The 20,229-nt window shown below is 31.0% G+C and carries 23 protein-coding genes; 2 read left to right on the top strand and 21 right to left on the bottom strand.

Translation table 11 applies throughout. The annotated features are described in order from the left end of the window. Positions 1-12: 12 nt before the first annotated feature. From ylqF to pta, 20 genes are all read right to left on the bottom strand, one after another. The gene (gene ylqF, locus CA_RS09140) at positions 13-864 is read right to left on the bottom strand and encodes a ribosome biogenesis GTPase YlqF (protein WP_010965068.1); all 852 of its coding nucleotides are present in this window, start codon (positions 862-864) and stop codon (positions 13-15) included. Between the two features lie 2 nt (positions 865-866). Next, positions 867-1,406 carry a signal peptidase I gene (lepB, locus tag CA_RS09135; protein ID WP_010965067.1) on the bottom strand — a complete coding sequence of 180 codons (540 nt, stop codon included), beginning with the start codon at positions 1,404-1,406 and terminating at the stop codon, positions 867-869. A gap of 48 nt (positions 1,407-1,454) precedes the next feature. Continuing rightward, positions 1,455-1,799, bottom strand: a complete 345-nt coding sequence (gene rplS / locus CA_RS09130) for a 50S ribosomal protein L19 (RefSeq protein ID WP_010965066.1) — start codon at positions 1,797-1,799, stop codon at positions 1,455-1,457. 127 nt (positions 1,800-1,926) lie between these two features. After that, positions 1,927-2,655 (bottom strand): tRNA (guanosine(37)-N1)-methyltransferase TrmD, encoded by a 729-nt coding sequence (gene trmD, locus CA_RS09125; RefSeq protein WP_010965065.1) that lies wholly within the window; start codon positions 2,653-2,655, stop codon positions 1,927-1,929. Next, positions 2,640-3,140 (bottom strand): ribosome maturation factor RimM, encoded by a 501-nt coding sequence (gene rimM / locus CA_RS09120; RefSeq protein ID WP_010965064.1) that lies wholly within the window; start codon positions 3,138-3,140, stop codon positions 2,640-2,642. Before rimM ends, trmD begins: the two co-directional genes overlap by 16 nt. Positions 3,141-3,267: 127 nt before the next feature. Beyond that, positions 3,268-3,495 carry a KH domain-containing protein gene (locus CA_RS09115; RefSeq protein WP_010965063.1) on the bottom strand — a complete coding sequence of 76 codons (228 nt, stop codon included), beginning with the start codon at positions 3,493-3,495 and terminating at the stop codon, positions 3,268-3,270. A gap of 20 nt (positions 3,496-3,515) precedes the next feature. After that, on the bottom strand, positions 3,516-3,761 hold the full coding sequence (rpsP, locus tag CA_RS09110; RefSeq protein ID WP_010965062.1) for a 30S ribosomal protein S16: 246 nt from the start codon (positions 3,759-3,761) through the stop codon (positions 3,516-3,518). A gap of 37 nt (positions 3,762-3,798) precedes the next feature. Beyond that, on the bottom strand, positions 3,799-5,148 hold the full coding sequence (gene ffh / locus CA_RS09105; RefSeq protein WP_010965061.1) for a signal recognition particle protein: 1,350 nt from the start codon (positions 5,146-5,148) through the stop codon (positions 3,799-3,801). An 18-nt stretch (positions 5,149-5,166) separates the two neighbouring features. Beyond that, positions 5,167-5,517, bottom strand: coding sequence for a putative DNA-binding protein (locus CA_RS09100; RefSeq protein ID WP_010965060.1), 351 nt, complete (start codon positions 5,515-5,517; stop codon positions 5,167-5,169). Positions 5,518-5,594: 77 nt separating this feature from the next. Continuing rightward, entirely contained in the window at positions 5,595-6,506 is a 912-nt protein-coding gene (gene ftsY, locus CA_RS09095; RefSeq protein ID WP_010965059.1) for a signal recognition particle-docking protein FtsY, read from the bottom strand. Between the two features lie 29 nt (positions 6,507-6,535). Beyond that, entirely contained in the window at positions 6,536-10,111 is a 3,576-nt protein-coding gene (gene smc / locus CA_RS09090) for a chromosome segregation protein SMC (protein WP_010965058.1), read from the bottom strand. 216 nt (positions 10,112-10,327) lie between these two features. Next, a complete protein-coding gene (locus CA_RS09085; protein WP_010965057.1) occupies positions 10,328-10,588 on the bottom strand; it encodes a stage V sporulation protein S in 261 nt (86 codons plus the stop codon). Positions 10,589-10,644: 56 nt separating this feature from the next. Further along, a complete protein-coding gene (locus CA_RS09080; RefSeq protein WP_010965056.1) occupies positions 10,645-11,721 on the bottom strand; it encodes an elongator complex protein 3 in 1,077 nt (358 codons plus the stop codon). After that, a complete protein-coding gene (gene rnc / locus CA_RS09075; RefSeq protein ID WP_010965055.1) occupies positions 11,722-12,414 on the bottom strand; it encodes a ribonuclease III in 693 nt (230 codons plus the stop codon). A 126-nt stretch (positions 12,415-12,540) separates the two neighbouring features. Further along, positions 12,541-12,774, bottom strand: coding sequence for an acyl carrier protein (gene acpP, locus CA_RS09070; protein WP_010965054.1), 234 nt, complete (start codon positions 12,772-12,774; stop codon positions 12,541-12,543). A gap of 106 nt (positions 12,775-12,880) precedes the next feature. Beyond that, the gene (plsX, locus tag CA_RS09065; RefSeq protein WP_010965053.1) at positions 12,881-13,876 is read right to left on the bottom strand and encodes a phosphate acyltransferase PlsX; all 996 of its coding nucleotides are present in this window, start codon (positions 13,874-13,876) and stop codon (positions 12,881-12,883) included. A 79-nt stretch (positions 13,877-13,955) separates the two neighbouring features. Next, complete coding sequence (gene rpmF, locus CA_RS09060) at positions 13,956-14,138, bottom strand: 50S ribosomal protein L32 (RefSeq protein ID WP_010965052.1); 183 nt, start codon at positions 14,136-14,138, stop codon at positions 13,956-13,958. A gap of 14 nt (positions 14,139-14,152) precedes the next feature. Further along, entirely contained in the window at positions 14,153-14,512 is a 360-nt protein-coding gene (locus CA_RS09055) for a YceD family protein (protein WP_341271486.1), read from the bottom strand. Positions 14,513-14,776: 264 nt separating this feature from the next. Then, the gene (locus CA_RS09050) at positions 14,777-15,982 is read right to left on the bottom strand and encodes an acetate/propionate family kinase (protein ID WP_010965050.1); all 1,206 of its coding nucleotides are present in this window, start codon (positions 15,980-15,982) and stop codon (positions 14,777-14,779) included. An 11-nt stretch (positions 15,983-15,993) separates the two neighbouring features. Next, positions 15,994-16,995 (bottom strand): phosphate acetyltransferase, encoded by a 1,002-nt coding sequence (gene pta, locus CA_RS09045; protein ID WP_010965049.1) that lies wholly within the window; start codon positions 16,993-16,995, stop codon positions 15,994-15,996. A gap of 264 nt (positions 16,996-17,259) precedes the next feature. Here pta and CA_RS09040 point away from each other — a divergent pair, with 264 nt between their 5' ends. Both CA_RS09040 and ylbJ read left to right on the top strand, forming a co-directional pair. Continuing rightward, on the top strand, positions 17,260-18,468 hold the full coding sequence (locus CA_RS09040; protein ID WP_010965048.1) for a nucleotidyltransferase: 1,209 nt from the start codon (positions 17,260-17,262) through the stop codon (positions 18,466-18,468). Between the two features lie 64 nt (positions 18,469-18,532). Beyond that, complete coding sequence (gene ylbJ / locus CA_RS09035) at positions 18,533-19,678, top strand: sporulation integral membrane protein YlbJ (RefSeq protein WP_010965047.1); 1,146 nt, start codon at positions 18,533-18,535, stop codon at positions 19,676-19,678. On the opposite strand, the gene CA_RS09030 is transcribed toward ylbJ, so the two are convergent. After that, positions 19,671-20,195, bottom strand: a complete 525-nt coding sequence (locus CA_RS09030) for a hypothetical protein (protein ID WP_010965046.1) — start codon at positions 20,193-20,195, stop codon at positions 19,671-19,673. The two genes, ylbJ and CA_RS09030, sit on opposite strands and share 8 nt — an antisense overlap. Positions 20,196-20,229 lie beyond the last annotated feature (34 nt).

The following is a 20,229-nucleotide window of genomic DNA, read 5'->3' as shown; positions in this document are numbered from 1 at the left end:
TCCAAGATTTAATCACGGCCTTTCAAGAGATATTTTCCCTATTTTTCCTGATCTGAATTCATCAACAATAATAATTGATACTCTATTATAGTCTATTTCTCCGCCTTTTAAAAGGGCACCACGTTTTGCTGCTATGTTATTCATATTGATAAGTGGATCTTCATTTATATCTTCTAACTTATATCTTTCCATTAACTTTTCAGGATAATTCTTCTGTAAAAATTGAACTAACTTTAAAGCAAGTTCTTCTATATCCATTATTTCATCCTTAATTGCTCCAGTGAAAGCAAGATTAAGTCCAACCTTTTGGTCTTGAAATTTAGGCCACAAAACACCTGGAGTATCCATAAGCTCTATTCCTATATTTGTCTTTATCCACTGCTTACTTTTAGTGACACCTGGCTTATTTCCTACTTTTGCAACTTTATTTTTAGCCATTTTATTTATGAATGAAGACTTACCTACATTAGGTATACCTACAACCATTACTCTTATAATATAGTTTTGAATACCTTTAGCTGCCATATTATCAAGTTTTGGCTTAAGAAGTTCATTTAATGCAGGTTTTATACTATTTAATCCACGTCCCTCAAGTGCATTAACTGGAATAGCTCTTATACTTTCACTAGATAATGCCTTTACCCAATTATCGGTTATGGATTTCTCAGCTAAATCAAATTTATTCAAAAGAATAATCCTTGGTTTATCCTTGCAAATACTATTTATATCAGGATTACTGCTGGAATATACTATTCTTGCATCTCTTATTTCAATTACCGCATCAACCAGCTTTAAGTTCTCTCTTATTTCTCTTGTGGTCTTTGCCATATGTCCTGGAAACCAGTTTATTGATTCTATCATCATTTCTATCTTACCTTTCCTATTTTATTAAAAGGATAAATTCTCAAAGCTTCTCTTCCAATAATAAGCTTCTTGTTTACAAATCCAACTTCATCTTCAAATCTGCTATCTAAACTGTTATATCTATTGTCCCCCAGAACAAAAACTGAATCCTTAGGAACAGTTCTAAGTGCATAATCATGAACCCTAGGATCATCTGTTACTTGTTGATTCATGTAGTATGCATAATTTTCATTTAATTTAACCCCATTAACATATACCTTATCATTTACAATCTTAACCTTGTCACCTTCTACTGCTATAACCCTTTTTATAAACTTTTTAGTTGTATCACTAGGACATTTAAATACTATTATATCCCCTCTTTTAGGAAATCCGAAACGATAAGAAATTTTTTCTATTATTAATCTATCATTATTTTGAAGTGTGCTGTACATTGATGTGCCGTCAACACTGACGGTTTCGAAAACAAACATAATTATAATTACAGCAACAATTATTGCTATAATTATAGATTTTCCAAATTCAATCAAACTTTTACCCAAATTATCACCACCATGATAAGAAAACAGGGACTATAGAGCCCCTGTTTTTTATCTTATTTCTTTTACCTTAGCAGCTTTACCAACTCTATCTCTTAAGTAGTAGAGTTTAGCTCTTCTAACTTTACCTCTTCTTACAACTTTAAGACCAGCAATAACAGGTGCATTTAAAGGGAATGTTCTTTCAACTCCAACTCCGTATGCTACTCTTCTTACTGTGAAAGTCTCTCTAAGACCGCCGTTCTGTCTTTTGATTACAGTTCCTTCAAAAGCTTGAAGTCTTTCCTTCTCGCCTTCTTTGATTCTAACTTCGATTCTAACTGTATCTCCAACATTAAAGCTTGGAAGATCTGTTCTTATTTGTTCTGCTTCTATTTCTTTTATAACATCTAACATGTGCACTTACCTCCTAATTTTATTTGACGTTCATGCCTAGATATAAGACAGAGGACCGCCTGCACAATAACATTTAAATTTTATCACAAATTTAGGCGTTAATCAATAATTTATTTTACTAAGAATCTTATAATTCGTTATCATTTAACAGTTTTTTGTCTTCTTTCGTCATAACAAGCTTATCAAATAAATCTTTTCTTCTATCTTTAGTTATTTTTAGAGCCTGCTTTCTTCTCCATTTTCTTATATTCTCATGATGTCCCGAAATAAGTACATCTGGTACCCTTGCGCCTTCAAACTCCTCTGGCCTAGTGTACTGCGGATACTCTAAAAGTCCACTATAGAAAGACTCTTCAATATAACTTTCACTTTTCGATAAAACTCCTGGAATCATTCTACATATACTATCCACTATAGGTATACAGGCCATTTCTCCTCCTGTTAGTACAAAGTCCCCAAGAGAGTATTCTTCGTCTATATATTTATATACTCTTTCATCTATTCCTTCATAATGGCCGCATAATATTATTAATTCTTCTCTGTCTGCGAGTTTCTTTGCATCCTCTTGATCAAATTTCTTACCTCTAGGACCTAAGAATATGACCTTCCCTTTATTTGATTCCTTTACACTTCTAATTGAATCAACTATAGGTTGAGGTGTCATAACCATACCTGCACCGCCACCGTAAGGGTAGTCATCAGTTTTTTTATGCTTATCTATTGTGTAATCTCTTATATTATAAGTATTTATTTCTATTATGCCATTCTTTTTAGCTCTGCCTATCATACTTAAATTGAATAAGTCAAACATCTCTGGAAATAGTGTTAGTATATCTATCTTCAACTTTCTAGCCATTCTTCAACAGCCTTTATAACTATTTTTTTATTCTCTATTTCAATTTTAAGAACAATATCTTTAAGAGCTGGCACCAAAATATCCTGCTGACCTTCTTTTCTTATGCAGTATACATCATTATTTTTTGTACTTATGACGTCATATACTTCTCCCAAATCCTTATCATTTTCATCAAAAACATTACATCCTATAATATCTTTAATAAAATATTGACCTTCTTTTAACTCAACTGCATCTTCTCTTAAAACTTTAATATACTTATTCTTATATTTTACAGCCTCATCTAAAGTATCTATTCCTTCTAACTTCAATATAAGCTTATTAGGTTGCTTTTTTACTGAGATTACCTTTTTTATTTCATTATCAACGTAAACACTATCTAAATCATCAAAGCGATTGATATCATCTGTCAGAGGATAAATTTTAAGTTCTCCACGAACTCCATGAGTATTTATAATTTGCCCAATGCTAAAAAAATCTTCCATAAAAACACCTCCGAGCACGTACATAATTTATATAATAATGAAATTTATAGTCATACTAATATTATGTCCTATAAATTTCATTTTAATACACTAAAATAAAAATATAAGAGTTAGAAAACCCTAACTCTTATATTATTTCTACAACAACTCTTTTATTTTCTTTTACAGCTGCTGCCTTTATCACAGTTCTTATAGCCTTAGCTATTCTTCCCTGCTTTCCTATAACTTTTCCCATATCTTCAGGTGCAACCTTTAATTCAAGTATTATGGACTGTTCTCCAGTAACCTCGCTAACTTGAACTTCATCAGGACAATCTACTAATGACTTTGCAATAGTCTCTAGCAATTGCTTCATGTTAGACACCCCCAAACTTACTATTTAGTTGTTACTCCACTTTTATCTAAAAGCTTTTTAACTGTTTCTGATGGTTGAGCTCCATTTTTCATCCAAGCATTAACTTTGTCAGCATCAACTTTGAAAGTAACAGGCTCTGTAGTTGGATTGTAGTATCCTAACTCTTCTATGAACTTTCCATCTCTAGGGCTTCTAGAATCAGCTACAACTATTCTGTAAAAAGGAGCTTTTTTAGCACCCATTCTCTTTAATCTGATTTTTACCATTGTGTTCACCTCCTTCAAAGAATAACTTATTTATCTACTAAAAAGGCATTTTCCCACCAAATAACCCTTTTTTAGAAAACTTATTTCCTTTAAACTGCTTCATCATCTTCTTCATTTGCTCGAAGTTTTTAAGTATTTTGTTTACTTCTTGAACCGTAGTACCTGATCCAAGAGCTATTCTTCTTTTCCTCGAAGCTGTAGAAGTTATAAGTGATGGATTTTTTCTCTCCTTAGCAGTCATCGATTTTATAATGGCCTCATACTTTTTCATTTCACCTTCGTTTTTTGACAAATCAACACCCTTAAGCATACTACTATTAAAACCTGGAACCATTTCAAGAAGCTTACCTATAGGTCCTAACTTTTTCATTTGCTCAAAAGCTTGAAGAAAATCATCAAAATTAAATTCCTGGCTGAGCATTCTGTCACCAAGCTCTTTTGCTTGCTTCTCATCAATAGCAGACTGAGCCTTTTCTATAAGTGTTAAAACATCACCCATACCAAGTATTCTTGATGCCATTCTATCAGGATGAAAGATCTCAATATCATTCATCTTCTCACCCAAACCCACATATTTTATAGGTTTTCCAGTCATTTCTCTTATTGAAAGTGCAGCACCACCTCTTGTATCACCATCAAGTTTAGTAAGCACAACACCAGTAAGTTCAAGCTTATTATCAAAGCTTTCAGCAACATTTACTGCATCTTGACCTGTCATAGAATCAACAACAAGCAAAATTTCCTTAGGATTAACTTCACTTTTTATGTTCTCAAGTTCATTCATAAGCTGATCATCAATATGAAGTCTTCCCGCAGTATCTATTATAACTACATTTAAACCATTTTCTTTAGCATGCTTCATTGCAGCCTTTGAAATATCAACAGGATTAACCTTATCCCCCATAGAAAAAACAGGGACATCTATTGACTTTCCAACTACCTCTAACTGCTTTATAGCTGCTGGTCTATATATATCACATGCAACAAGAAGTGGCTTTTTATTTTTTTTCTTTAAACTAAGAGAAAGCTTTCCACACATAGTGGTTTTTCCTGCACCTTGAAGTCCAACTGCCATTATAACAGTAATTCCATTTTCCTCAAATTCTATTTTGCTTTCCTCTTTACCCATGAGGTTAGTTAACTCTTCATTAACTATTTTTATAACTTGCTGCCCAGGAGTAAGACTTTCCATAACTTCATTACCTAGACACTTTTCTCCTACTACTTTAACAAAGTTCTTAACTATTTTGTAGTTAACATCTGCTTCTAAAAGAGCAAGCTTAACTTCTCTCATAGCATCTTTTATGTCTTTTTCAGAAAGTTTACCTTTTCCTCTGAGTTTTTTCATTGCTGCTTGTAATTTTGTAGATAATCCCTCGAAAGCCATGTAAAATCCCTCCCCGTTTTATATACTAAAAGAATTTATATCTTTTTCAATTTCATCAATTAACTGAACATTATCTTTATCTTGAATTTTATCTTTCAAAATATAAAGTTTGTCCTTAATGTCTTTCTTTATATCTTCATTTCTTTTATACTTTTCTACAAGTTTAAGTTTATTTTCATAGTTTAAAAGCATTTTATGACATCTTTTTATTAAATCATGTATAGCTTGCCTTGTAGTATTGTTTAATTCTGCTATCTCCGGCATGGATAAATCATCGTCATAATATAATCTCATGACATTCACTTGCTTTTCTGTAAGTAGACTGCCATAAGTGCTTAAAAGCATTGACAAATATATTCTTTCTTCCATTCAAACCACCGACCAATGATAATATCATATCAAAAAACGCAAAGAGTGTCAAGTACTTTTACTTAACACTCTTTATACTAAAATAAAGCTTCTACAAAATCCGATGGATTGAATTCCTGAAGGTCATCAATTCCTTCTCCTACCCCAACAAATTCAACAGGTATATCAAGTTGATGTTTTATAAAAATAACAATACCGCCTTTAGCCGTACCATCTAATTTTGTTAGAACTATACCATCTACCTTACAAACCTCCATGAATTGTTTTGCTTGAATAACTGCATTTTGCCCTGTTGTAGCATCAAGTACAAGTAATGTTCTTCTTGTACTTTGACTAAACTCTCTATCAATAATTCTATTTATCTTTTCAAGCTCATTCATAAGATTCTTTTTATTATGAAGTCTTCCAGCAGTATCACATATTAATACATCAGCTTTTCTAGCTTTAGCTGCCTCAATAGCATCAAAAACCACAGCTGCTGGGTCAGACCCCTCCTGATGCTTTATTATATCTACATTGGCTCTTTTACTCCAAACCTCAAGTTGATCTATAGCCGCTGCTCTAAATGTATCGGCAGCTGCCATTATTACCTTTAAATTTTGAGACTTAAGTCTTGAAGAAATTTTACCAATAGAAGTGGTTTTTCCTACACCATTTACTCCTACAACTAATATTGTTTCGGGAATTTGTTTTGGCATCAAGCTTCCCTTTTTATCACCAAGGATATCTTTTATAACTTCTTTTAAACAGTCATTTACAAGTGATGGGTCTTTTACCTTGTTTTCTTTTATTTTTTCTTTAAGCTTATCTATTATGTACAAAGATGTTTCTACTCCTATATCTGAAGTTATAAGAATTTCTTCTAGCTCATCATATAAATCATCATCTATAGTTACTGTAGATGTTAAGACATCACTTATCTTACTTGTAAGATTGTTCTTTGTTTTTGAAAGACCATTTTTAAGTTTATCAAAAAAGTTACCTAACATATTTTCACCTTCCTGTAAATACAATTATTTTAACTTACGTTTTCTCTATCACTATCTAAGTCCAATGATATAACCTTTGAAACACCTTTTTCCTCCATTGTAACACCATAAAGTACGTCACTTGCTTCCATGGTACCTTTTCTGTGAGTGATTACAATAAATTGAGTGTTCTCAGAAAATCTTCTCAAAAATTCTGCATATCGTGCCACATTTGCATCATCAAGTGCTGCCTCAATTTCATCAAGTATACAAAAAGGAGTAGGTTTCATTTTTAATATAGCAAATAAAAGCGCTATAGCTGAAAGACCCTTTTCTCCTCCGGACATCAAATTTATATTTTGAAGTTTTTTACCTGGAGGCTCAACATTTATTTCTATACTGCTGTTTAATTCATCATCTCCACTTAATATAAGATCTGCATTTCCACCTTTAAAAAGATCTCTAAATGTAATTTTAAAATTCTCATTTAGCTTCTTAAAGTTTTCATTAAACACAGTTCTCATTTTTGAAGTCATCTCTTCTATAACACGTATAAGTTCATCCTTAGCGTTATCTAAATCTTCCTTTTGAGAATTCATAAATGTGTATTTTTCTTTAACTTCTTTGTATTCCTCAATACTAGCCACATTTACTACTCCCATTTTATTTATTTCTCTTTTTAACTCATCTATTTTTTTCTTATAACTTATCATCTCTTCAATTTCTTCTTTAAACTCAGCTGCCTCAGAATAAGTTAATTTAAAATCGCTGTTTAATCTTTCATAGAGATTTTCACTTTCTGTTTCAATTTTGGCTAAATTTATCTCATACCTATGCTTTTCTGTCTCTAATTTTTGTAAAACTAAGTTTATACCTTGAAGAGAATTTCTCTTGTTTTCTATGTTTCCCTTTAATTTAGATCTTTCTACTTCGCTATCCTTAAAGGAATTTTCAAGTTCTTCAATTACCTGTTTTATTTGAACTACCTTACCGTTATTATACTCAATTTTATTTTTTAGAATCTTGACTTGATTTTCAAAATCGTCAATCTCATTTTTTAGGCTTATTTTCTTATTTTCCATGTTATGCATTTCAACCTTGTATCTTTCAATTTCTCTAGTTGAAGACATAAGCATCTCATCACTTTTTGCTTTATCTACCTTCATAGACATTATTTCTTCATTTAAATTTAAAACTTTAGAATTTTCATCCTTTAGCTTTCTCTCTAATTCATCTATTAAATTATTGTTATTGGCTTCTCTTAACTTTAAAGCTTTATTTTCTTCCTCTTTTACTTTGAGTTTTTCTAAATGCTTATTTATTTTTTCCTTAATGAAGCCTATTTCACCAACAGAGGTATTATAGCTTTTATTTAATTTTTCACTTTCAATGTCTATGGACTTTAATCTTTCCTTGATTTTTGTAAGTTCTATTTTTTCTCCATGGATTGTGTCTGTTAAATCAAGGCAAAGGTTATCTAGTTCTTTTACAACTTTCTTATTTTCAATTATTTTATTTGAAGACTGCTCCAATGCTTGAGATACATTATTAAGCTCTAGATTTAACTCTTCAATTTCTCTTTTTCTACCTATTATGCTTGCTGCCTTTGAATATGTACTTCCTCCTGTAAGTGAACCTCCTGGATTTACAACCTCTCCTGTTAAGGTTACTATTTTAAATGAATATGAATTTAATTTTGCAATCTTAAGTGCACTATCCATATTATCTACAATTACAGTTCTTCCAAGTACATAATTAACTGCAGGCAAAAACGTACTGTCATAATCTATAAGTTCACTTGCTATGCCTATAAAACCTTTTTCATGCCTAGTAGCATCAGAAATATTTAATTTCCTACCCTTTATAATATTAAGAGGCAAAAAAGTGGCTCTTCCTAGATTTTTAGATTTTAAATAGTTTATAAGTTTTTTTGCAATGTTATCATCTAGAGTTATAATGTCAGATATAGCAGCCCCGAGTGATATCTCAACAGCAGTTTCAAATTCCTTTTTTACTTTTATAACTTCTCCAAGTACAAATGAACTCTCAGGTTTTACATCAACAAAGCCCTTTGTAACATGCTGCATAAGATTTTTAACAGACCTATTATATCCCTCATACTGCTTCTCGAGATTGATAAGCATATTTTTATTAGCTTCTAACTTATTAGACTTAGAATTTAACTCTCTGTTTAATTTTTCCTCATCAGATATGATTCTATTCAATTTTGATATTTTGCTTCTATTTTCTCTTATTTGATTTTCATATCCACTTATTTTATCATTGATTTTTACTAGCTCTTCACTCAGTGTGTTTTTTGTAACCTCATTTATTTTTAAGGACTTAGAATATCCTTCTCCAGCCCTTTTTATGCTTTCCAGCTTTGATTCATTACTTTCAATTTCTTTTTTTAATATTACAACCTCATTATTATTTTGAGAAATAGTACTGATTATGTCTATAGCATCATTTTTATACTGTTTTATTGACTTTTCCCACTCTTCAATAAGTCCATCAATATTTTTCTTCTTTTCTTCACTTTTGTTTATCTTACTTAATAACTCTTTATTGTAATTTTTGTCTTCTGTTAATGTTTTTAATTGAATCTCGTATCTACTTTTTAGATTTACGATGCTGTTATCCAAATCTTCAATTTCTTTATAGAGTTTATTTTTAGCCACATCTGAGTTACTTGTTTTTTCTTTTAATAATTCTATCTCTGAAAGTATTTTTTGATGCTCAGATTTACTCTCATAGTATTTTGTTTTATTACTAGAATATTTAGCATCAAACTCATCCAAGCTTTCAGTAGCCACCTTTAATTCTAAAGAAATTTTTTCTTTATCTTTAACATTTTCATCAATAGATAGCTTCAAATCAGCCATTTTTTGTTTCAAATCATTAATTCTGTAATCTATATTGTCAATTGAATATATAATGGTGTTTATTTCCTTTGTTTTAAGTTCATCTGATAATTCCACAAACCTTTTAGCTTTTTCACTTTCTATTCTAAGTGGTTCTAATCTTTCTTCATAAGTTCTTAAAATATCATTTATCCTCACTAAATTTTGATTAGTGTTTTCAAGTTTTTTCTCAGCATCTACTTTTCTAGTCTTGAACTTGACTATACCTGCTGCTTCTTCTAAAAGGGCTCTTCTCTCCTCTGGTTTTCCGCTTAAAACAGCTTCAATTTTACCTTGACCAATTATGGAGTATCCTTCCTTACCGATACCAGTATCCATAAATAATTCTTGTATATCTTTAAGTCTGCATTTAGTATTATTTATATAATATTCACTGTCTCCAGATCGATATAATCTTCTGCTTACAGTAACTTCAGAATAATCAAGATTAAGTTGTTTGTCTGAATTGTCAAGAATCAAAGATACTTGAGCTAGTCCAACTGATTTTCTGTATTGGGTTCCTGCAAATATTACATCCTCCATTTTACCGCCTCTTAAGTTCTTAACACTTTGTTCTCCAAGAACCCACAGCACAGCATCTGAAATGTTACTTTTTCCACTTCCATTAGGACCAACAACAGCAGTTATACCATTTTTGAAAATCAAATCTGTCTTATCGGCAAAAGATTTAAAGCCTCGTATTTCAATGGATTTAAGAAACATAAAAGCACTCCTTTTTAACTTCTAAAGATAAATCCTTCAAACAATCCAATAATCATGGCAAGCACAATTATGCAAGCAAGAACCTTTGTTGCTTTTTCTCTTGTTGCTTTTCTCATAACGTATCTTCCTTTCATAAAATTTAAAAATGTAAACACTATAAGTTTATATTAATTTATAAAAAAATTCAATAAAAAACCGTGATAACACGGTTTTTCTCTATCTTGATTCAACTATAAATTTTATTGCTGTTCTATCTTCGCCTTCAATAGATATTTCAGCAAAGGCTGGAACAACAACAAGATCAATTCCATTAGGAGCTACAAATCCTCTAGTTATTGCTATGGCTTTTACTGCTTGATTTATAGCTCCAGCTCCTACCGCCTGTACTTCAGCAGAATTACTATTTCTAAGAACTGCTGCTAATGCACCTGCTACGGATTTAGGTTGAGATTTAGCTGATACTTTTAATACTTCCATAAAATATATACCCCCAATAAAATTAGTTTACGAGGTTATATATTCTATAAAATACTTTATTTTCCTTCTTTGTATTTTACTTTTAAGTATTCATATTTTGATACTATTTTACAATTATCGTCAAAATTCATCTTTAAAGTATCTTTTTCCACCTCTGGATTCTGAATAACATTAATTCTTAAATTATTCAACTTATCTTTCATACTGTAAAAAAAGGTCTTCTTATTTGAATACAACTTCGATATATCTTTTGGATTTAAGTATATATCCACAGTATTTGATTCACATTCCTTTAAGTTATCAAAAATCATTTCATTCATAATACTTCCTTCAACAAGCTCTCTAAATGCAGGATGAAATGGACCTGCTACTAACTCACCGTCAGTATTTATCTCTTCTGTAGGTTGAAGTCCAATTCTTATAACTTCAATATCATTTGCAAAAAGCATACCAAAAACAATCTTGCTAATTTCAACGCACTCTTCAATATCGTAGGGCTTATATATACCCCTATTATACATTTTCTCCATTGCCGTATCCTTTATTACAAGCGCTGGATAAATTCTACATATATTTGGCTTCATACAAATTACTTTCCTTGTGGTTTCTATGTCCTTTTCAGCATTATCACCGGGTAAACCAAGCATTATCTGATGGCCTAGAGTAAAACCATATTTCTTTATAAGCCTAGATGCTTTTACTACATCTTCTTTAGTATGACCTCTTCCTGATTTTAAAAGGACTTCACTATCAAGTGACTGTACACCAAGTTCTATTATATCAACGGAATAATTTTTTAGATTGGTAAGTATTTCATCATCTATATAATCAGGTCTGGTTGACAATCTTATATATTTAATTTTACCTATTTCCTTATAATGCCTTGCAACAGAAAGAAGCTCCTTTTGCTTTTCTATGTTTATCGCAGTAAAGGTTCCACCAAAAAAGGATATTTCTATAGTTGCACTCTTATTAGGAATAGTATCTAGGTAATCCTCTACAGTACTTTTTACATAGTCACCATTAACTTTGCTTTCCTCACCAGTAATGGTGTTCTGATTGCAAAATACACAGTCATGCGGACATCCTTCATGTGGAACAAAAATAGGTATTATATAGTGAGATTTGCCCATTTAATTATCCAATCCTTTCAATGCTTTACATGCAGCATCTTGTTCTGCATCTTTTTTTGTGTATCCCTCACCAGTACTTTTAACATCATTATCAAAATTCAAATTAACAAAGAACTTTCTTCTGTGAGGTGGACCTTCGTGCCTTACAAGAGTGTATTTTATATCAGTTTTTCCTTTTGACTGAAGAATTTCCTGAAGTCTCGTTTTGTAGTCAAGTATTATTTTGTTTTCTACTGCATTTTGTATTGTACCTTCAAACTCCCTCAAGATAAAATTTTTAGCAGTGTCAAACCCCTTATCTAGATATATAGCAGCAATTACTGCTTCAACGCAGTCAGCTATAATAGAAACTCGTGTACGCCCTCCTGTAAGCTCCTCACCATGACTCATTCTTATATATTTTCCAAGCTGCCATCTTTCCCCTATTGAGTGAAGGGACATACCACAAACAACAAGTGCACGCTTTTTGGTAAGTTCCCCCTCTGATATAGTTGGGTACTTCTTAAAGAAGTATTCTGATATAGAAAGCTGAAGAACTGCGTCCCCTAAAAATTCAAGCCTTTCATTATATTCAGCATTCTTATTTTCATTTGCGTATGAACTATGAGTAAGTGCGGTAACAAGGAGATTTATATTTTGAAATTCTATACCTAATTTACTTTCAAGTTCCTCTAATAATCTTTCTTCTTCCATTGAAATTCACTCCTTATAAGTGCATTCTTCAAATTACAGATATCTACATACACATTATGTATAATTAATAATTTCAAGAATAAACTTTATTTTAAGTATAAAGTCCCGCATAAAACGGGACTTCTTTTACTCTTCTGTATGAGCTTTTATGTAATTAACTACATCGCCTACACTTGAAACTTTTTCAGCCTCTTCATCAGGCATTTCTATATCAAATTCTTCTTCTAAAGCCATTATCAGTTCAACTATATCAAGAGAATCAGCTCCTAAATCATCAATAAAAGAGGATTCCATTTTTATTTCAGTTGCATCAATACCAAGTTGATCTGCTATTATGTCCTTAACTTTTTCAAATACCATGTTTTCACCTCCTAAACTCTATTATGATAATATTACATATAATTGCTGTCGTCAATATTTATATACTAAATTCTATTACTTTATACAGTTAAATTATTCGTAATATTTAATTTAGCTCTTCTAATTGCCTGGAAATCTTATCTATTATTTTATTTTCACTACAAGATACAGCTTGATTTATTGCATTTTTAAAAGCCTTTGAATTTGAACTTCCATGAGCTTTTATAACTATACCTTTTGAACCTAGGAAAGGCGAACCTCCATATTCACTGTAATCAAATTTTTTCGCAAAATCTTTTAGAACGGGTTTTAACATCAATGCTCCAACTTTTGCTCTTGTAGATGATGTAATTTCACTTTTAAGCATTTTAAATAAATTTAAAGCTACACCTTCATACATTTTTAAAAGAGTATTTCCAACGAATCCATCACATACTAATATATCAACATCACCAGTAGATGCATCTCTTGGTTCTACATTGCCAACAAAATTAAGTCCTGACTCTTTTAGAAGCTTATATGCACTTTTAGTTAATTCATTACCCTTCTCTTCCTCTGCACCTATATTAACAAGTCCTATAGTCGGTTTTTTAACGCCTAGTACACTTTCAAAATATATTTTACCCATAAGTGCAAATTGAACAAGATATTGAGGCTTACAATCAACATTTGCTCCAGCATCTGTTACCATAAAAGGAGAATTTTTTCCTGGCATAATAGGTGATAGAGCTACTCTATCTATCCCTTTTATTCTTCCTATCATAAGTGTAGCACCTGCCATTAATGCCCCTGTACTACCTGCTGAAATAACAGCATCTGCTTTTCCTTCTTTTACAAGATTTAAAGCCTTATAAAGAGATGATTCCTTTTTTCTTCTTACTGCCATAACAGGATGTTCATTGTTAGTTATAACATCCTTAGCATCAACTATTTCTATACTTTCTTCGTTAAAAGTGTATTTTTTTAGTTCGGCACTGATTTTGTCACTGGGACCTGTTATTATAATGTGTATGCTACTATTGCCTTTAATAGCCTCTACACATCCTTTAACAACAGCCTCGGGAGCATTATCTCCACCCATTCCATCAATAGCTATTATCATAATTCACACCTCACTTTGGGTTAAATTAACATGTCTGTAAATTAAAAAAATAAAAGAAAGCCACGAGACTTTCTTTTAACTACTTTTCTACAGCAACTATTTCCTTACCTTTATAGTAACCGCATTTCTTGCAAACTCTATGTGCAAGCTTCATTTCATGACAATTTGGACATTCAACCATTCCAGGTAAACTTAATTTAAAAGTTTGAGCTCTTCTTGAATCTCTTCTAGCTTTTGAAAATTTTCTAGCTGGATTTCCCACTTGTATACACCTCCTTAATGATTTGAAAACAAATCCTTAAGCTTTGCAAATCTTGGGTCAATATTATCTTCATGACAATTGCATGTAGATATATTTAAATTTGTGCCACACATAGGACACAAGCCCTTGCAATCTTCCCTGCACAACTTTTTTATAGGCAGAGAAAGTATAATATTGTTTTCAACGATTTCATTTATATCTACTTCATAATTATTTATAAAGATGACTTCATCATCCTTATTTTCGGGATTGTCGGTGAACTTTTCGTCTATTTCCAAATCAATATCGTAAGGAAATTTTTGAAGACAGCGTGAACAAGTAAGTTCAACAATGCCCTTAACTTCAGCATACAAAGGTATAATACTATTATCCATCAACAATTTACCTTTTAAGGTTAATGGCTCTAAAAATCTTGGATTCTTCAGAGTCATAATCAAAATACGTCATACCAAGCTGAATGTCGACATCTTTTTTGTCGACTTTTTTGGTTATTAAATCAGAAACATCTAACATGTTATTATAAGCTCCTAAGTCAATAAGTTATATTTATTCAAATTCACAAAAATAAACTGTTTTAATGTTAAATCATTAACGCAGCCATAATTTATTATATAAGCATGCAAAATAAATGTCAAGTTTTATTTTAACTTGCCTACTATATCTTTGGTATCCCTTGCAATCATTAACTCCTCATTAGTTGGAATTACAAGTACCCTAACTTTAGAACCTTCTGCACTTATATCCATTGGTATTCCCATAGTTTCATCATTTTTCTTATCGTCAATTTTTATTCCTAGATAATCCATGTTTTTGCATATTTCTCTTCTATTTTCAAATGAATTTTCACCTATTCCACCAGTGAATACTAAACAGTCTAATCCATTCATAACTGCAGTATATGAACCTATAAATTGCTTTATTTTATAGTTAAATACACTGTAAGCTAGCATAGCTTTAGGGTCTTTATCTACATAGTTTCCTTTTTTAATATCACGCATATCGCTGCTTATTCCACTTAAGCCTTCAATACCTGACTTTTTATTTAATAGATTATTTACTTCAGAAGCATTTATATTTAATTTATCCATTAAAAAAGTTACTACTGCTGGGTCCATATCTCCACTTCTAGTTCCCATAGCAAGACCGCCAAGAGGAGTAAATCCCATACTTGTATCTACTGATTTACCATTTTCTACAGCTGTAATACTAGCACCATTTCCCATATGGCATACTACCATTTTTAAATCTTCTACTTTTTTACCTATAAATTCTGCAGCTGTTCTTGATACATATTTGTGTGATGTTCCATGAAAACCATATTTTCTTATTTTGTATTTATCATAATATTCATATGGAATAGCATACATATATGCATAATCAGGTATAGTTTGATGGAATGCTGTATCAAATACTGCAACCATAGGAACGTTTGGCATTAATTCCTTGCAAGCATTAATTCCTATTATGTGTGGTGGATTATGAAGCGGTGCAAGACTCACACAATCTTCTATAGACTTCATAACATCTTCATCTATTAAAACTGAGTTTGCATATTTTTCTCCACCATGAACGATTCTGTGTCCTACTGCTGATATCTCATCAATATTTTTTATAACACCATATTCATCATTTAATAAAGCATCTAATACAAGCTTTATAGCCTTTTTATGATCTTCCATAGGAGTTTCTGTAACATATTTTTCTCCATTTACTTTATGGGTTATTACAGATCCTTTTATTCCAATTCTTTCAACTAATCCTTTAGCGAGTACAGTTTCATCCTTCATATCTATAAACTGGTATTTGATTGATGAACTACCGCAGTTAATAACTAAGTTTTTCATAAAAATCCTCCTTATATACCTCTTTGAGCCTGAACAACAGTTATAGCAACAACATTTACTATATCCTCTGAGCTACAGCCTCTTGATAAATCATTAATAGGTTTTGCAAATCCTTGACATATAGGTCCTATTGCTTTTGCTTTTGCAAATCTTTGAACAAGCTTGTACCCAATGTTTCCTGTTTGAAGATCTGGGAATACAAGAACATTTGCATTTCCTGCAACATTACTAGAAGGTGCTTTTAAAGCCGCTACTTCACTATCTATTGCAGCATCAAGCTGAAGCTCACCATCAATAGCAAGATCCGGTCTGAATTTCTTTGTGATTTCAACAGCATTTTTAACCTTATCTACCATTTCGCCTTTTGCACTTCCCATAGTTGAGAATGAAAGCATCGCAACTTTAGGCTCTACGTTACATAATTTTCTAGCTGTTTCAGCTGTAGTTATAGCAATATCAGCTAGTTCATCTGATGTTGGGTTAGGATTTACAGCACAATCTGCAAATAATAAAAGACCCTCTTCACCATAATCGCAGTCAGGTATTATCATAACAAAGAATCCTGATACTATTTTAACTCCTGGTGCAGTTTTTATAATTTGAAGTCCTGGTCTTAATAAATCTCCAGTTGTGTGAACAGCTCCTGAAACCATTCCATCAACATAGCCATCTTTTAAAGCCATTGTTGCAAAATAAAGAGGATCTCTTACCATTTTTTCAGATTTTTCAATAGTCATTCCTTTGTGTTTTCTAAGTTCATAAAAATCTCTAGCATATGTTTCTGTTTTTAGTGATGTCTCTGGATCCATTATTTCAGCCTTCGAAATGTCAAGATTCAACTCACTTGCTTTTTCTTTAATTTTATTTTCATCACCTACAAGAACAAGCTCTGCTAATCCCTCTTTGATAATTTTATCTGCGGCAATTAGATTTCTTTTTTCTTCACCTTCAGCTAATATTATCCTTTTTTTGTCTTGCTTAGCACACTCCCATATGCTTTCTATTAAATCCATTTGTATTTTCTCCCTTCATAATGCCAATAATTATATTAACCTAAAAATTCAAATCGAATACATTTTACTATACATACTTTATAACATAACCTTTAATATTTTTGCAACATCTTTTTTTCTTGTATTGATTTTAAAACAATGATAATTTTGGGATTTTATACTTTAAAACTCCATATACTCTTTTTTTTTAAAAATTGCATTTAAGTTTGCATTTAATTGAAATTGAAATTGAAAATACTGTATAATCGTTTTGAGGTGATTAATTTGAACATTACTGGAATAATTGCTGAATACAACCCAATGCATAATGGACATATTCATCATTTAGAAAAAACAAAAGAAATTTGTAAAAGCGATGTAATACTATGTGTTATGAGTGGGGACTTTGTTCAAAGAGGTGAACCAGCAATAATAGATAAGTGGTCAAGAGCTTATGCAGCTCTTTCTTCAGGAGTTGATTTAGTTATAGAACTTCCCTGCGTATATTCTTTATCCTCTGCGGAGTTCTTTGCATACGGAGCTGTAAGCCTTCTTAACTCTCTTGGCAGCGTTTCAAATATATGCTTTGGAAGCGAAGAAGGAGAAATGCATGACATATATTTGATTTCAAAGATACTTGTAGATGAACCCTATGAATATAAGTCAATTTTAAAGGACTATTTAAATCAAGGGTTTTCTTTTCCAAAATCAAGAATGCATGCACTAGAGATGTACTTAAATTCATCATTGTCAAAAGTAGATCATGGATTAAATCACGATATTTTATCCTCCTCAAATAACATACTTGGTGTGGAATACTGCAAGAGTCTAATTAAGCTAAAAAGTAATATAAAACCATATACTATAAAAAGAGAGGGTAATAACTATAATGATTTAGAACTAAAAACAATCTCAAGTGCTTCTGCTATAAGAAATGCACTGAAATCAAAAAAAGAGATTTCTACTCTTAGATATCAAGTTCCAAAAAAAACTTTTGATTTGATATCGGATAATATTAATAGCCTATGCTATAAGGATTACATTTTTGACTATATAAAATATAAGGCTCTTACAAGTAAAGAATCTTTAAATAAACTGCCTGATGTGTCAGAAGGTATAGATAATAAAATATATAATTCTCTACTTAAGTGCTCAAATATGGATTCATTAATGACATTGACAAAAAATAAACGATATACCTATTCACGTATTTCTAGGATATTAACCCAGTATTTTATTGGGTTTGACTGTTATAATACAGAAAGTTTAAGAAATTCCCCCTGCCCTTATGCTAGAATTCTAGGTTTTAATGAAAAAGGCAAATATGCTTTAAAAGAATTTAAAAAAACAAGCTCCATTCCTTTAATAACTAAGGTTAATAATTATAACTTTGATGCACTATCTTTAGATATAAATGCAACCAAGGCCTACAGCTTGATAAATAAAAGTGTAAACCCTCTAGATGATTATTATAGAAAAATTATCATAGTTTAAGTAATATATATTTGAAAGAAAAATATATTATTTATATAAACATTAATTGGGGGAGTTTTTTCACTTGATAATTTTTTTTCTACTTATTATTATATTCTTAATAACAGCTCTTTTATTTTTGCTTATAAAGGAGCTTCATTTAAGTACTGCATCAAATTACATAATGACAATTTTTCTTTCATTAATTATATTGTTTATTATCTTGAAACCTGAGGTTTGTATATCAGCCTCAATATCTGGGGCCAAGCTGTTTTTCTTCAGCGTTTTCCCCTATGTGTTTCCATTCTTAATTATTACAAATTTAATAATATGCTACGATGGAATTGAGATATATTCTAAACTTCTAGGGCCAATCCTTTGTCTTCCCCAAAGGCTGCCAAAAAAAGCGTCAATTGTGCTAATGGTAAGTTTTTTATGTGGATATCCTTTAGGGGCAAAGTATGCTGCTGATTTATACGAAAATGATATAATTAGCTTTTCTACCTTTGAAAGGCTTGTAAATATAGCTTCCAACCCAGGACCTTTATTTATTATAGGTGCAGTTGGAACATCTATGCTAAAAAATAAGTATTTAGGTTATATTCTTCTTATTTCATGTTATCTATCATGTATAGCAATGGGAATAATTCTTCCTAATAAAAAAGATGATTTTTCTACAAAAAAAACTAAATGGAATGTTAGCGAAAAACATTCCATTGGTACTGCTCTTAAAACAAGTACAGAAAATGCAGTAAAGGTAATACTGCAAGTAATGAGCTTTATAATAATTTTTTCAGTTATAATAGGTATTTTAAAACAAAGCGTTATTTTTAAAAACAGTGAAGCAAGTTTTATCAAAACATTTATACTTGGAATTGTAGAAATGACTAACGGCTCCTCCATGCTATCTTCTAGCAGCTTTCCAATTGAACTAAAAGTGATAACAATAAGTTTTCTTTCATCTTTTGGAGGTCTATGCGTCATAGCTCAAATATACTCTTTTATAGGAAAATATAAAATATCATACTTAAAATTTATATCATTAAAAGTAATTCAAGGTGTAATAAGCAGTATAATATGTTTTTTACTTTTCAAGTTTTTATATGTAAATAACACAATAAGCACTTTTAATGCAAATAATAACTTTTTAAGTCCTTCTCACTTTTTTACTGTGGCAGTAATTTTAGCTGTATTACCTATACTTATATACAAAATAAAAAAGACTATTTAACTTCTCTAATCTCTGATATATTGTTTTTTATTATTTCTCTTATACTATTAAAATCATTTTGTACATTAATTGAAAGACTTTGTGCTTCTCTTTGAACCTTCTCATTAAACTGCTCTTGTCTATCATCTAATTGACTATCTAGATGACACAAGAGCTCATCAACATAATGAAGGGCAGATAACTTAATTTGCTTGGCCTCATTTTCAGCATCCTCAAGTAGTTTTCTAGCTCTTTTTTCTGCTTCTAATGTTATACTGTGCTTATCTATCTGCATTTTTATAGTTTCAATTTCCTGCTTTTTTATTTCATTAGCCTCTTTAACTGCATCATTTAAAATTTTATCCTTCTCACTAAGTATCCATTGAGATTTTTTTAGTTCCTCAGGCATTTCACTCATTATTTGAGTAATAACATCTAAAATCTCCTTTTTATTTACCATAACTTTATTTGAAAGCGGAACTTTGCTAGAAGTATCAACAATATCCCCCAAATATTCTAATAACTTAACCACGTTCATGACCAATCTCTCCCTATAAATATAGAAAAACATT

The sequence above is a fragment of the Clostridium acetobutylicum ATCC 824 genome (genome assembly GCF_000008765.1).
Classification (GTDB): domain Bacteria; phylum Bacillota; class Clostridia; order Clostridiales; family Clostridiaceae; genus Clostridium_S; species Clostridium_S acetobutylicum.
This window is presented reverse-complemented; position numbering and strand designations above follow the sequence as displayed.